The organism is Bacteroides stercoris ATCC 43183, assembly GCF_025147325.1.
Classification (GTDB): Bacteria; Bacteroidota; Bacteroidia; order Bacteroidales; family Bacteroidaceae; genus Bacteroides; species Bacteroides stercoris.
In genome coordinates, this window is the sequence record NZ_CP102262.1 from 511,733 (window position 1) to 525,321 (window position 13,589).

Annotated in this window: 13 protein-coding genes; 4 read left to right on the forward strand and 9 right to left on the reverse strand. The window is 46.2% G+C overall.

Translation table 11 applies throughout. The features are described from left to right. Positions 1-216: 216 nt before the first annotated feature. Both buk and NQ565_RS02110 read right to left on the reverse strand, forming a co-directional pair. Positions 217-1,278, reverse strand: a complete 1,062-nt coding sequence (buk, locus tag NQ565_RS02105) for a butyrate kinase (protein WP_005655311.1) — start codon at positions 1,276-1,278, stop codon at positions 217-219. Between the two features lie 15 nt (positions 1,279-1,293). Further along, positions 1,294-2,250 carry a phosphate acyltransferase gene (locus NQ565_RS02110; RefSeq protein ID WP_005655313.1) on the reverse strand — a complete coding sequence of 319 codons (957 nt, stop codon included), beginning with the start codon at positions 2,248-2,250 and terminating at the stop codon, positions 1,294-1,296. Positions 2,251-2,606: 356 nt separating this feature from the next. On the opposite strand from NQ565_RS02110, the gene NQ565_RS02115 reads away from it, so the two are divergent. The 3 genes from NQ565_RS02115 to NQ565_RS02125 are packed head-to-tail and all read left to right on the forward strand — an operon-like array spanning position 2,607 to position 4,989. Next, positions 2,607-3,545 (forward strand): S66 peptidase family protein, encoded by a 939-nt coding sequence (locus NQ565_RS02115; protein ID WP_005655317.1) that lies wholly within the window; start codon positions 2,607-2,609, stop codon positions 3,543-3,545. After that, entirely contained in the window at positions 3,542-4,540 is a 999-nt protein-coding gene (locus NQ565_RS02120) for a M20 family metallopeptidase (protein ID WP_005655319.1), read from the forward strand. Before NQ565_RS02115 ends, NQ565_RS02120 begins: the two co-directional genes overlap by 4 nt. A 20-nt stretch (positions 4,541-4,560) precedes the next feature. Next, positions 4,561-4,989, forward strand: a complete 429-nt coding sequence (locus NQ565_RS02125; protein WP_005655321.1) for a SufE family protein — start codon at positions 4,561-4,563, stop codon at positions 4,987-4,989. A gap of 184 nt (positions 4,990-5,173) precedes the next feature. Here NQ565_RS02125 and NQ565_RS02130 read toward each other — a convergent pair whose 3' ends face one another. The 6 genes from NQ565_RS02130 to NQ565_RS02155 all read right to left on the reverse strand — a co-directional run bounded on the left by NQ565_RS02130 (position 5,174) and on the right by NQ565_RS02155 (position 11,458). Further along, positions 5,174-5,386, reverse strand: a complete 213-nt coding sequence (locus NQ565_RS02130) for a helix-turn-helix domain-containing protein (RefSeq protein WP_005655323.1) — start codon at positions 5,384-5,386, stop codon at positions 5,174-5,176. A gap of 21 nt (positions 5,387-5,407) precedes the next feature. Beyond that, complete coding sequence (locus NQ565_RS02135; protein ID WP_005655324.1) at positions 5,408-6,076, reverse strand: DUF2975 domain-containing protein; 669 nt, start codon at positions 6,074-6,076, stop codon at positions 5,408-5,410. Next, positions 6,073-6,858, reverse strand: a complete 786-nt coding sequence (locus tag NQ565_RS02140) for a CPBP family intramembrane glutamic endopeptidase (RefSeq protein ID WP_040315874.1) — start codon at positions 6,856-6,858, stop codon at positions 6,073-6,075. Before NQ565_RS02140 ends, NQ565_RS02135 begins: the two co-directional genes overlap by 4 nt. 351 nt (positions 6,859-7,209) lie before the next feature. Further along, positions 7,210-8,130 carry a bifunctional riboflavin kinase/FAD synthetase gene (locus NQ565_RS02145; RefSeq protein WP_005655327.1) on the reverse strand — a complete coding sequence of 307 codons (921 nt, stop codon included), beginning with the start codon at positions 8,128-8,130 and terminating at the stop codon, positions 7,210-7,212. 21 nt (positions 8,131-8,151) lie between these two features. Then, positions 8,152-8,769 carry an HAD family hydrolase gene (locus tag NQ565_RS02150; protein WP_005655328.1) on the reverse strand — a complete coding sequence of 206 codons (618 nt, stop codon included), beginning with the start codon at positions 8,767-8,769 and terminating at the stop codon, positions 8,152-8,154. A 4-nt stretch (positions 8,770-8,773) separates the two neighbouring features. Continuing rightward, the gene (locus NQ565_RS02155) at positions 8,774-11,458 is read right to left on the reverse strand and encodes a calcium-translocating P-type ATPase, PMCA-type (protein WP_005655329.1); all 2,685 of its coding nucleotides are present in this window, start codon (positions 11,456-11,458) and stop codon (positions 8,774-8,776) included. Positions 11,459-11,700: 242 nt separating this feature from the next. On the opposite strand from NQ565_RS02155, the gene rd reads away from it, so the two are divergent. Next, on the forward strand, positions 11,701-11,862 hold the full coding sequence (rd, locus tag NQ565_RS02160; RefSeq protein ID WP_005655332.1) for a rubredoxin: 162 nt from the start codon (positions 11,701-11,703) through the stop codon (positions 11,860-11,862). Here the strand turns inward: rd and NQ565_RS02165 are convergent. Further along, a complete protein-coding gene (locus NQ565_RS02165) occupies positions 11,859-13,556 on the reverse strand; it encodes a Na/Pi cotransporter family protein (RefSeq protein WP_005655333.1) in 1,698 nt (565 codons plus the stop codon). The genes rd and NQ565_RS02165 overlap by 4 nt on opposite strands. Positions 13,557-13,589 lie beyond the last annotated feature (33 nt).

Below are 13,589 nucleotides of genomic sequence, written 5' to 3' on the forward strand. Positions count from 1 at the left end.
GCCTAAAGGCCGGGAGTTATTCGGATAAGTCCGCAGGTTTTGGGGTGTACCAGCAGCTGGTACGGCGTGTACCAACAAGTGGTACGGCAGCTACCAAAGGTTGGTACTCCATGTACCTTAGGTTGGTACGGCAAGTACCACTGCTTGGTACAAGACATACCAAAGGGCAGTACCAACCTGGTACATATATCTTATTGATTATAAGTGCTATGATACTTATTTATATTCCTGTATCGGAAGCTCCCCCCTCAATGCTCCAAGCGCATTCAGCGCCAATGCTTCCATTTCATCCTCACCCGGATAAACATGAACCGGTGCAAGGAACGAAATGCGCTCCTTCAGACGGGAAATGATATAATCGGAATGTGCCATGCCGCCCGTCAGCAGAATGGCATCTATCTTACCGTACAACACAACGGAAGCCGCACCGATGCTTTTGGCTATCTGGTAAATCATGGCATCCAATACCAACCCGGCATGCTTGTCCCCTTCCTCTATCCGGCGGATAATGGCAGGCACATCGGTCGTGCCCAAATGGGCTGTCAGCCCGGCACGGCCGGAGATACGCTTTTTAAGTTCGTCTTTTGTGTAGCGACCGGAACAGCAAAGGTCTATCAACTGCCCGGCAGGAAGCGTACCGGCACGTTCCGGCGAGAACGGGCCTTCACCGTCGAGCGCATTATTTACGTCGACAGCCTTGCCATGATGATGGACGCCGACGGAGATGCCGCCACCCAAGTGGCAGACAATCAAATCCAGCTCTTCGTAGCGCGTATGATGCTCGGCGGCATAGCGACGGGCAATGGCGCGCTGGTTCAGCGCATGCCAGATAGTGATGCGAGGCATAAGGGGAGAACCGGTGATGCGGGCTATCTCGTCCAGCTCATCCACAACACCGGGGTCGGCAATGAATGCACGGCAGCCCGGAAGCAGCGCGGCCAGTTCGGAAGCTATGAGGCATCCCAAATTGCAGGCATGGGTGCGCATGGCATGAAGAATATCATCCAGCATGGCGTCATTCACCTCATATACGCCGCCCGGTATGGGCTTTAGCAGTCCGCCGCGCCCCACTATGGCGTCAAACTCAAAAGGTATATTATTGGCTTCCAATTCTTTCAGTACCAGATTCTTGCGGAATTCAAACTGGTCGATGATATGAGAAAAGGAAGACAGTTCGTCTACCGTGTGACGGATGCTTCGTACCAAGCAGGGTACTTCGTTCTCGTATACGGCAATTTTTGTCGAAGTGGAACCGGGGTTGATGACGAGTAACTTCATCGATGTATTTATTATTTACGATTTACAATTTGATAGTTGCGAAATATCATTCGCAGTTTCCGAACCGCAACTGGTGAGGCATGCCATAGCAATGCTGTAATACTTGGACAAGCCGGAATCGCTGCGCGAAGGTAGCACAACAGGGCATATAGGTCCTTGAAGCAACCCCGCCATATCGGCATGAGAGAAAAGGGAGACAGCCTTATAGAAAGCATTGCCCGATTCGATATTCGGGAAAATCAAGACATCGGCCTCGCCGTTGATGGGAGATACAATGCCTTTGATGTCGCCGCTCGTCTTTTCGCAGGAAGTCTTTACATCCAATGGGCCGTCGATGATGACATTTCCGAACTCGCCTGCCTCGGCAAGTTCCACAATATTGACATAATCCAACGAATGAGGGAACTTGGCGCTCACCTTTTCCGTACAATGGATAAGTGCGATACGCGGCTGTTCGATACCAAAATGGCGGCAGGTATGGATGGCATACCAAATCATCTCTATGCGCTGCTGCAAGGTGGGCCGGGGAATGACTGCGGCATCCGAAAAGAACAGCAGTTTATCATAGGTGGGAATCTGCATGACAGCCAGATGTGTCAGAATCTTTCCTTTCGGCAGCAGTCCCTTTTCCTTGTCGAGAATGGCATGAAGCAGATTATCCGTATTGATAATACCCTTCATCAGAATATCCGCACCGCCCTCACGCACGATGCGCACCGCTTCGCGCGCCGCTTCATCCTTGTCTTCAATATGCAACGTCTGCACATATTCGGGATATTTCTTTAAAGTAGGATATTTCTCCAAAATGGCCGAATCGCCGATCATCAGAAATTCGGCAATGCCTTCGTCCAAAGCACGGGCTATGGCATATTCAGTATTGGGGTCATTGGCACAGACTACGGCAATGCGTTTCCTTTTATTTAAGGTCTTGAGATGAGAAGTTAATTGATCAAAGTTCCGAATAGGTTCCATAACGTTAGATTTTTAGCAAATATCTAAAAAAATGTCGAGAAAAAGAACGGTATACTTCATTTTATTTCTATGTTTTATATCATTTTGACAGGTTTAATACGGAGAGCACAGAGTTTCACGGAGTTTTCGGGACAAAAAACATATTTCTTTATCACATTTTTAAGACAAAAGAACAAAAGAACATATTCCGCTTTGTCTTTTTGTTCTTTGGATAAAAAAAACATGCCATGTCGCAAGACTGAACATGCCGTGATTTGCCGCAATACCCCTTAAAGAAATAAAAAAAACTCCATGAAACACTGTGCCCTCTGTGGTGAATTATGTACTTTTGTCACAAATACAGAGAGATATACAATATGAACAGCCTTATTTTTCCGCCATACGTGCACGAGGGCGACCGGGCGATAATCCTCTCCCCCTCCAGCAAGATTGACAAGTCCTTCCTGAAAGGAGCCAAAAAACGGCTGAAGTCATGGGGACTGGAGGTTATCATTGCCAAGCATGCAGGCAGTGCGCACGGCACTTACGCCGGAAGCATACAGCAGCGGTTGAAAGACCTGCAGGAAGCCATGGACGACGAGAAAGCCAAAGTTATCTTTTGCAGTCGCGGCGGATACGGTGCTGTGCATCTGGTGGGGCAGCTCGACTTCACCCGGTTTCGCCAGCATCCCAAATGGCTTATCGGCTTCAGCGACATCACCGCCCTGCACAACGTGTTTCAGCAAAACGGCTTCGCTTCGCTGCACGCTCCCATGGCACGGCATCTCACCGTGGAGCCGGAAGATGATCTTTGCTGCCAGGCATTGAAAGACATCCTGTTCGGCAATAAACTGCAGGAAGAAACCTCGTTCAGCTATACCTGCCCGGCACACAAGCTCAACCGCAAAGGCGAGGGAACGGGCATCCTTCGGGGCGGAAACCTGGCGGTGCTTTACGGGCTGCGCGGCACGCCTTATGACATTCCGGCAGAAGGTACGGTACTCTTCATCGAAGACATAGGCGAGCGTCCCCATGCCGTGGAGCGTATGATGTACAATCTGAAACTGGGCGGCGTACTCGAAAAGCTGTCCGGACTGATTATCGGACAGTTTACCGAATACGAAGAGAACATGTCTTTAGGCAAAGAGCTGTACGGCGCATTGGCCGATTTGGTAAAAGAATACGATTATCCTATATGCTTCGGATTTCCGGTGGGACACGTTACGATGAACGTACCGATGATTAACGGTGCGCAGGTCACGCTGGAAGTTGGAAAAAAAGAAGTGAAACTAACATTTAACACCCACAAAGAATGAAACGGAATTATACAATTATCCCACTGTCACTGCTGTTGCTCATAGCGATGGTAGCGTGCAGCAATAAAAGCAAAGGCAATACCGACAGTGAGGGAAAACAACCTAAGAGCACGGTCAGCGTACCCCAATTCGATGCAGACAGCGCTTACCGGTATGTCAAGGAGCAAGTAGACTTCGGTCCCCGCGTGCCCAATACTGCGGCACACAAAGCCTGTGGAGAATATCTTGCAAAGAAGCTGGAACAATTCGGCGCCACGGTATACAACCAGCAAGTGGATTTAACCGCCTATGACGGCACCCTCCTAAAAGCCCGCAACATCATCGGCAGCTACAAGCCCGAAACGAAGAAACGCATCGTGCTGCTCTCGCATTGGGACAGCCGTCCATGGGCAGATGCTGACTCTGACGAGAAAAACCGTCACACACCCATTCTCGGCGCCAACGACGGTGCGAGCGGGGTAGGCGTATTGCTCGAAATAGCCCGCCAACTGCACAAACAGCTACCCGAACTGGGCATCGACATCGTACTGGTAGATGCCGAAGACTACGGCCCTCACCAATCCTATACAGGCAACCATAAGGAAGAGTATTGGGCGCTCGGTTCGCAGTACTGGGCACAGAATCCCCATGTCCAGGGATATAATGCGCGTTTTGGCATCCTTCTTGATATGGTAGGCGCCAAAGACGCCACTTTCTTCTACGAAGGATACTCCGAAGAGTTTGCCAAAGGCATCAACCGGAAAGTATGGAATGCGGCCAATAACCTGGGCTACGGACGTTATTTCGTAAAAGAAAAAGGGAATATCGTAACCGACGACCACCTTTTTGTGTTCCGGAACGCACGCATCCCTACCATCGATATCATTCAATACAGCGAGGAAACCGGATTCTACGAAAACTGGCATACCCTGAAAGATGATATGGACGGCATCGACCGCAACACTCTGAAGGCGGTAGGCCAGACGGTCATGGAAGTTATCTACAATGAAAAATAAATACTAAAGATAAAATTATTATGAGTATCAACGAAGTACAAGATGAAGTAATCGCCGAGTTCAATGATTTCGACGACTGGATGGACCGCTATCAGCTCCTCATCGATTTAGGAAATGAACAGGAACCGCTTGATGACAAATACAAAACGGAACAGAATCTGATTGAAGGCTGTCAAAGCCGTGTATGGCTGCAGGCGGACGAGGAAAACGGCCGAATCGTTTTCCAAGCCGAAAGCGATGCTTTAATTGTAAAAGGCATTATCTCGCTGCTTATCAAAGTGCTGTCCGGACATACCCCGGACGAGATTCTGAATGCGGACCTCTACTTTATAGACAAGATAGGATTAAAGGAGCATCTTTCTCCCACACGCAGTAACGGATTGCTCTCGATGGTGAAACAGATGCGGATGTATGCACTGGCATTCAAGGCAAAAAGCGCTAATGATTAAGCAGACTGTTGCTATTTCGAGGGTGTGTCAAAACTAACATTCGCTTGCTATTTGTTTCTTTTTAGGCACGGATTACACGGAAAACACAGATTTTCTTTGTTTTTTTCCGTGAAATCCGCGAAATCCGTGCCTAAAAGAAATCATCAAATGTATTTTGACACACTCTCATATATATACCATCGGTTTACTTTTCTTCTCCCTCCACATACTCCAGTATATCTCCCGGCTGGCAATCCAATACCTTGCAAATAGCTTCCAATGTGGAGAAACGGACAGCCTTTGCCTTACCGGTCTTCAGAATAGAAAGATTCGCCGGCGTAATGTCAATCTTCTCCGCCAACTCCCCCAAAGATATTTTTCTTCGGGCCATCATAATGTCAAGGTTTACTATAATCATTTTCTTTTTCCCAATATTCGGTTAAATAGTCAAGTCCTGTTCTTCTTTCATCTTCAATCCTATTGCGAATACCTCGGCCACAATCAATGTGGAAATTCCTAATACCAAAGTAGTTGTATTCACCGTATCCGAAAGATGCAACTCGTAACCATGAACGGAAAAAACATTGCCTACACTCCTAAAAGTAAGATATGCCGGAAGAAGCGCCGTACAGAAACTGATAATCAATGCCGCCCCTAACAGGCGCAAGCGGTGGACGTTCTTCCAGTTGAAGATATCGGACTTGTTGATAGAAATGACCAAGCGGACAAACAGCACAATACTCCAGACACATATAACTATATGGAGAAAATTCAACAAAGTAAAAGCAGCCTGCTCCAAAGTTGTGGATTCCGTATCGACACTGACCATCATCGAGTTGAAAGAGACCGGTACATATTCACCGCTCCTTTCATTATAAACGGAATCTTGGAAAAGACCGTTATCGCCCAAACCGGAAAGGTGCTCCGGCAACAGGCTGATGTACTTCATGTTCATCAGTTTTTTCTGGCTTGCCTCGGAAGCATTGCCGTCAATCCCGGCTTCCACACCGGCTTTCACCCCTACGATAAAATAGTAGCCGGTCTCAAAAACCGAATAGCTCAACACGAGCACTACAATCACACAAAGAATATTCAGTCGTCTTTTCATATTTTAAAAGTTGTATCAGTTGCCGGTAACCGATAAGAATTCATTACTTTACAAGAGACGGCAAACAACACTGCCGCTACCGCCAGACAGCTCCAATAGGCCGGTTCTCCAAGCAAATCGGATGTATATTTCACATCGGGATAATGCAAACTGAGGAATACCGACAGGCTGTTGTTCAGAATATGTATTAAAATTCCAGGAATCAGACTGCCCGTTCTATAATAGAGCCAGGCAAACAAGCCTCCCGATAATATAGCACCTGCCACCTGTGCCGGATTAATATGGAAAATTCCGAAAATAAGGGCGGAAAGGATAATAGCCTTCACCGGACTGTACCTTTGCAGCAATACTTTTGTAATCGCCCCCCGAAACAACATCTCTTCCAAGACAGGCCCTAACACCGAGATACAGATAATGCCCAGCCAACCCGATTGCAACACATCGAATGTAGCTCCCATCCAATCAGGCAGGAAAGACAATCTGGACATCACAAAGTCTATCAGGAAAATAGTAGAAAGGCCTATAATGATACTCCATCCCAAATAAGCAACCGACACCGGAGACCATATCCGCCCGTCATCTTTCAAATAGCCTTTCTTCCACAAATAGCCACCCATACCGACAAATCCCAGCAACATACTCGGAGCCAAAGCTATAACGCTTGCAGCATCTATCGTACCACTGACTGCATACGAATAAAGCATGGCAAAAGGCATCACCAACAATGCAGCCAAAATCTGCATTACAAAATAAATCAAAACCAGTTTTATTGCTGTTTTCATCGTTCCTTCTTTTTTAAGAGCGTGTAAAGATACACATTTTCCTGCAAACCCGTCAAGCCGCAGCAGCAACTCCCATTAACAACATCATCACCATAGAAAGTGACAGTACCAACAATGTAATACTCATAAATGCTCTCTTCATAACCGTAGACTTTTTATAATCAGCACTTATTCTTATCTACCTATTCTGTTTCTCAATAAGAATTTATCGTTTTTCGATATGCAAATAAAAGAGCTTTTTCTGAAAAGACAAAGAGAAACAGCATGTTTTTATCGAAAAACAATAAAAAAGATATGTTTTTCAATAAATATACAAGAAAGAGCTCAATAATGAAAACCTGAAAAGCAGTGTTATGAAAGAATCGCAGTGATTTCAGCCTCGTCCTTATGGAGCTGCGCTATCAGTTCGTCTATGGAATCGAACTTCAGTTCCGGACGAGTGCGACAAACGAAGGACAACCGCATGGGTTGATTGTAAATATCAGCATCAAAATTAAAGATATGCACCTCAATGCTACGGTCTATGCCATTATTCAATGTCGGGCGGTAGCCGATACTCAACATCCCCGCATGCTTTTCCCCGCCAAGAAAAACATAAACGGCATATACCCCGTCAGCCGGAACCAGTTTTTCACAATCGCCAATGCGCAGATTAGCAGTTGGAAAACCTATCTTACGCCCAACGCGGTAACCGTTCACAACCGTACCGTCCAAAAAAAATTGATAACCCAAACAGTTTGCCGCCTCCGAAACGTTTCCTTGCAGCAAAAGGCGGCGGATAGCTGAAGAACTGACCGTCATTGCATCGGTGTAATAAGCCTGCGCCAATAGCACTTCTATTCCCAACTCCTGTCCATAACGCACATAATCCTCAAATCCTTCACTCCGATTATGTCCGAAACGGTGGTCGTAACCTATCATTAAAACCTGCACCCGGTAATCTTGCTTTAATATAGCCATAAATTGTTTGGCCGACAGGCACGCCAAATCAAGTGTAAAATCGAGCATGATGCAATAATCTATCCCGGTACCGGCAAGCAGAGACACTTTCTCATCGCAAGTGGTAAGCAGCTCAGGACGAAAATCGGGTTGCATCACTTTGCGGGGATGAACCGGAAAAGTAATTACCGATGAAGCAAGCCCACGTTCAGCCGCAACTTTACACACCTGTTCTATCAGGAACCGATGTCCCCGATGCACTCCGTCAAAAAAGCCGATAGTGGCTACATTGGGCAGGAGTTCATTACCAGATGTTCCGGTACATAATTGCATACTCACCTCATGCGGTTTGGTTCATTTAAATAAATGGCTCCAGTCTTCACCGGCTTTCGGAACATAAGTGGAAATACCTAATGACCGGGCAGTCATACAATTGGCTTCCGAATCGTCGATAAAGAAAGTTTCTTTCGGATCCAGACCCGCATCATCCAGCACTTTGCGGAAGATTTCTTCATCGGGCTTCGCCATCTTCATTTCATAAGAAAGAAAAATATGTTCGAAATAATCTTCTACGCGGAATGTCTTATAGGGAAAAGCATGTTCGCAGGACCATTTCCAATGGATTTCGTTGGTATTGCTCAACAGATATACCACATAGTCCTTACGCAGGGCCAGCAATAAATCCAGTTTATAGGTCGGTATGCTCACCAAAAAACTGTTCCATGCAGCATCAATCCGGGCATCGTCAACGTCTTTTCCTATCTTTTCCCGTATCACATTCCGAAAATCGGCACTGGAAATAAGGCCTTTCTCATATTGCTGGAAAAAATCCTGCTGGTGATATAGGTCGAGGGTGTGTTCTACATCCGGCAACCCCAATTCTCTAAAGTTCTCCAAACAACGTTGGCGGTCTAAATCAATCAGCACACCGCCAAAGTCTACTATAAGGTTTTTAATTCCTTTTCTTTTCATTATCTCATTTTTGCATTAGACGTCGGACAAGGCGAATACCTTCGCCCACCCATAATACCAAAGAAGTAGAAGCAATGATTATCATCCATGTCGTAAAATCAAGCGGCTCCGTACGGAATACAGCCCCACCGAACTGTACGATGACAAACTGACCGCCCAGAATGGCAAGTACCACCAACTCCATGCCGTAGGATTTGGATATTCCCTTAAAAGCGGAGTCCGATGTTCCAAACACTCTCGCATTGAACAGGTTCCAGAATTGCAGCATAACGAAGAAAGTGAAGAAGATTGTAAGGCGTTGTACCGTCATACCGCCTTCTTCATTGTTAAACCGGAACAACATGCCCATAAGCAATACCAGGAAAACCACTCCCATGCCAAGTATATAATTCCGCATGGATTTGGTTATAATGAAATCCGTACTTTTGCGGGGTTTCTCTTTCATAACACTCTCACTGGGCGGGATAGACGCCAAGGCCAAAGCGGCAAAGGTATCCATAATCAGATTCACCCACAGCATCTGCGTTACGGTCAACGGCAATTCAGTACCCACCAGCGAACCCAACAGCACAATGAACAGTGCCACGAAGTTAATCGTCAACTGGAATACGATGAAGCGCTGGATATTCTTATACAATGAACGCCCCCACATCACGGCCGTACCGATACTGTTGAAAGAGTCGTCCAACAGCGTGATGTCGCTTGCTTCTTTCGCCACAGATGTTCCCGTTCCCATAGACAACCCCACCTGTGCATGGTTCAAGGCCGGAGCATCATTGGTTCCGTCACCCGTCACGGCTACTACCGCGCCTTTCTGTTGCAGTAGCTGAACAAGACGTTGCTTATCGGTAGGACGGGCACGCGACATAATCTTCAAGTCAAGCACCCGGTCGAGCGCCTCTTCGTCCGTCAGTTCGGCAAAGGCAGCACCCGTGATACGGTTACGTTCCGTATCTTCCGGTTGCCATAAACCTATCTGCCGCGCAATTTCGGTTGCCGTACCCGGCGTATCTCCCGTTACTATCTTTACGCCAATGCCTGCCGACTGACATTTTGCAACTGCCGCAGGCACATCCGGACGTATAGGGTCACTGATGGCCACAACACCGAGGAAAGACAAATCGTTTTCTGCAACCAATGCCACACAGTCGGCCGGTTCCGTATCGTCTACTATCTTATAGGCAAAACCAAGCGTACGCATCGCCATGTTCTGATAGTTCAGCAACTGAGCCTCTACCGTAGAACGATATTCTACCGCATCCACCCGCTTGCCATCCAGAAGCACATCCTTACATTTGCCCAATACAATTTCGGGAGCACCCTTTACATAAAGTATTTTCTTCCCAATCAGAGGAGAGTGTACCAATGTTGCCATAAACTTCCGTTCGGTAGAGAAAGTCAACTGGTCAAGCACCTTCACGCCCTCTCTCAACTCCAGATAATTACGCTGCTGGCTATTGAGCCACAACAATAAAGCTACCTCCGTAGGATTACCCACGCCTTTGGGCTTCTCTTCCGGAGTCGTTTCCTCCAGAAAAGCTGTAGAATTGGCACTGATCCCTTCCATTACCAATTTACTCAAATCATCTTCTCCTATTTCCTTTCCGCCCTTCAATCCGTAGAAATTCGGTTCATACACCTGCATCAGGTTTTGTGTCAGCGTACCCGTCTTGTCCGTACAGATAACGGTAATTGCCCCCATTGTTTCGCAGGCATGCATCTTCCGCACCAGATTATTGGTGGAAAGCATGCGGCGCATATTCAGTGCCAGACTGAGCGTCACACTCATAGGCAGGCCTTCGGGAACGGCAACGACAATCAAGGTTACTGCCATCATAAAGTACTGCAAAGTAGCTTTCAAAGCAGGCAGCCATTGCTCAAAAGTATGGAATGAGGCAAAATCATAAACCAGAACAACATCCTTTATAAAGAAGATAGCGAATGCAAGACCGGCTACCGAAAAGCCGATTTTCCCTATGAGGTTGGCAAGTTTTGTAAGCTGGATATTCAACGGAGTAGGCTCGGTAGTTTGTTCGGTACTTTGGCGGGCAACTTTTCCGATCTCCGTGGCGTCACCCACAAACTCTACACGCATAACTCCGTGTCCGTCGACCACTGTTGTACCGCGCATCACACGATTGGAAGCATAAGTGGCTTCTTCATCAAAATCCGCCTCTACAGTAGTTTTGGTTACAACAGGCTCACCCGTAAGATTAGATTCATTTATCTGTAAAGAAACGGCTTCCAGCAATTCACCGTCTGCGGGAATTTCCTCACCGGTTTCCAATATAACAATATCTCCTACTACCACATCCTTACGGGGAACCTCCTGTACATGTCCGTTACGAATCACCTTTACCAAAGTTTCCTCGTTCACTGCGTTCAGTAAATCAAACTTTTTATTGGCGTCGTATTCAAAAAAGAAGCCAATGCCCGTAGCCAGTAAAATAGCAGCTATGATACCGATTGTTTCGGCATATTCGTTCTCCACTATGGAAATAATCAAAGAGAAGAAAGCGGCCACCAGCAATACTCTTACTACGGGGTCTTCAAACTTTTCCAGATAAAGTTTCCACAAAGACGGGCGCTTCGGAGGCGTCAACAGGTTTACACCATGCTCGGTACGGCTCTTCCGTACTTCATCGTCAGTAAGTCCGACGTGATACAAATCATCCTTTGTTGCAGTCATGCAATTCGTTAGGTTTAAATTGAATTGCAAAAATACAACAATAATTTGTATAGAGAATGTTATTAAATCTTTTTATAGGTTTTACAAATCCGGCCTTTTTCCTTTCTATGAACATCTGCCAGCCACTTCCATAGAAACTTACTTCAAGAGCCTACTAACAAAAACATCTTTTTCTGCCCGAACGGAAAACAAAAAGGGAAATCCAATTGTTCTTAAAGAAGAAATTTAAATACAAGACAATTATGGAAAAGTACATCTGCACAATTTGCGAATATGTTTATGACCCGGAATTAGGAGATCCGGAAAACGGAATAGAACCGGGAACATCCTTTGAGGACCTCCCTGCCGATTGGGTTTGCCCCCTGTGCGGAGTAGGCAAAGATGAATTTGAGAAAGCGTCCTAAGACGCTTTCTTTTCTTTTATATCGCTGCTGGCTTCTACTACATTAACAACGTAATCGCCCAACTTTTCACATTCGGCAATGATATCCATATAGTAGACTCCCATCTGGTAATCATACTCCTTGTTATTGACATCAAGGATATTCTGATTCTTCAACTGGTTGCGATAATTGTTGATTTCATTCTCGATATTAAACGACTTGTTCACATCAATGCCTTGATGATCCGAACGTTCCACCACCACAATCATCTGCCCGAGAGCATCATCGGTCAGCTTCATCATGAAATGGATATGCTCATATTGCTTTTCTGTGAACTCCTGATTGGTCTGACGCTTGCGATTGATGGTACGTGCCAGATTATAACAACTGTCACCGATACTTTCTATCTCCGTCACCTCGCGCAACATGGCCCGGATTTGCAGCTTACTTTCAGAACTTAACCGTCCTTCCGACACCTGATTCAGATAATTGGCAATCTCCAGTTCCATGCTGTCGCTAATATTTTCGTACTTTTCTATCCGACTGAACAGCTTATTGAAATCGTCATCCTTCTCGGTATGCAACAGATCGCGTACCATACCAAACATACGATGCGTACGTTCGGCAAACAGATGAATCTCCTTGCTTGCCTGCAGAATGGAAAGCTCCGCCGTAGAAAGCATACCGCCCGTAATAAAGCGCAGACGGTATTCCTCGTCCTGTTCCTTCTGCGGAATAATGGCGCAGACCGTACGCTCTATAAACTTCACGAACCATATCAATATCAACACATTGCAGATATTGAAACAAGTATGGAAAGCCGACAGCTTAAAGGAAACGGCAACGGCAGGGTCTTTGGTTCCCATTATATTTTCCACAAACCATGATACTCCCTGCGTAAAAGGAACAAACAGGCATAACACCCATATAACGCCGAACACATTGAATACCAGATGCGCCAATGCAGCCCTCCTGGCCTGCGTATTACCGGTAAGCGCCGCAAGATTGGCAGTTATGGTTGTTCCTATATTCTCACCCAGAACAAGTGCCGCTCCCAGTTCGAAGCTAATCCAGCCATTCGCACACATGATAAGCGTAATCGCCATCGTTGCAGCAGAGGCCTGCACAATCATGGTCAGTACCGTTCCTATAAGCACAAAAAGCAGTACGGATATATACCCCATATCGGTATAATCCTGCACAAAAGCCAGCATTTCCGGATTCTGGCTCAAATCGGGTGCATTGTTCTTCAAATAAGAAAGCCCCATAAACAGGAAAGAGAAACCGAAAATAAATTCACCGATGGATTTGCGATTACTTTTTTGAGAGAAGAGGAGAGGAATGCCAAAGGCTAAGAGAGGAAGGGCAAAAGCAGCTATGTCGACTTTAAAACCTAATGCTGAAATAATCCAGGCAGTAACAGTAGTACCTATATTGGCCCCCATAATAACACCTATAGATTGTGACAGGGTCAGCAACCCGGCGTTGACAAAACTCACTACCATAACCGTAGTTGCAGAAGAGGACTGGATAAGCGCTGTTATAAGCACACCTGTCAGAACGCCGGTCACCCGGTTGGTCGTCATAGCGGTTAAAATCTTCCGCAAGCGGTCGCCGGCGAATTTTTGAAGTCCCTCACTCATAATTTTCATTCCGTAGAGGAACAATGCCAATGAGCCAAGCAGCTTTAAAAAATCATAAAAAGAATATTCCATCTTTAATTAGTTAAAGTGTTTCATTGTACCATT

What these genes read in the sequence shown, in the direction of transcription:
- buk (WP_005655311.1), bottom strand. Translation starts at nt 1,278, where the DNA reads ATGAAGTTACTCGTCATCAACCCCGGTTCCACTTCGACAAAAATTGCC.
- NQ565_RS02110 (WP_005655313.1), bottom strand. Translation starts at nt 2,250, where the DNA reads ATGGAACCTATTCGGAACTTTGATCAATTAACTTCTCATCTCAAGACC.
- NQ565_RS02115 (WP_005655317.1), top strand. Translation starts at nt 2,607, where the DNA reads ATGAACAGCCTTATTTTTCCGCCATACGTGCACGAGGGCGACCGGGCG.
- NQ565_RS02120 (WP_005655319.1), top strand. Translation starts at nt 3,542, where the DNA reads ATGAAACGGAATTATACAATTATCCCACTGTCACTGCTGTTGCTCATA.
- NQ565_RS02125 (WP_005655321.1), top strand. Translation starts at nt 4,561, where the DNA reads ATGAGTATCAACGAAGTACAAGATGAAGTAATCGCCGAGTTCAATGAT.
- NQ565_RS02130 (WP_005655323.1), bottom strand. Translation starts at nt 5,386, where the DNA reads ATGATTATAGTAAACCTTGACATTATGATGGCCCGAAGAAAAATATCT.
- NQ565_RS02135 (WP_005655324.1), bottom strand. Translation starts at nt 6,076, where the DNA reads ATGAAAAGACGACTGAATATTCTTTGTGTGATTGTAGTGCTCGTGTTG.
- NQ565_RS02140 (WP_040315874.1), bottom strand. Translation starts at nt 6,858, where the DNA reads ATGAAAACAGCAATAAAACTGGTTTTGATTTATTTTGTAATGCAGATT.
- NQ565_RS02145 (WP_005655327.1), bottom strand. Translation starts at nt 8,130, where the DNA reads ATGCAATTATGTACCGGAACATCTGGTAATGAACTCCTGCCCAATGTA.
- NQ565_RS02150 (WP_005655328.1), bottom strand. Translation starts at nt 8,769, where the DNA reads ATGAAAAGAAAAGGAATTAAAAACCTTATAGTAGACTTTGGCGGTGTG.
- NQ565_RS02155 (WP_005655329.1), bottom strand. Translation starts at nt 11,458, where the DNA reads ATGACTGCAACAAAGGATGATTTGTATCACGTCGGACTTACTGACGAT.
- rd (WP_005655332.1), top strand. Translation starts at nt 11,701, where the DNA reads ATGGAAAAGTACATCTGCACAATTTGCGAATATGTTTATGACCCGGAA.
- NQ565_RS02165 (WP_005655333.1), bottom strand. Translation starts at nt 13,556, where the DNA reads ATGGAATATTCTTTTTATGATTTTTTAAAGCTGCTTGGCTCATTGGCA.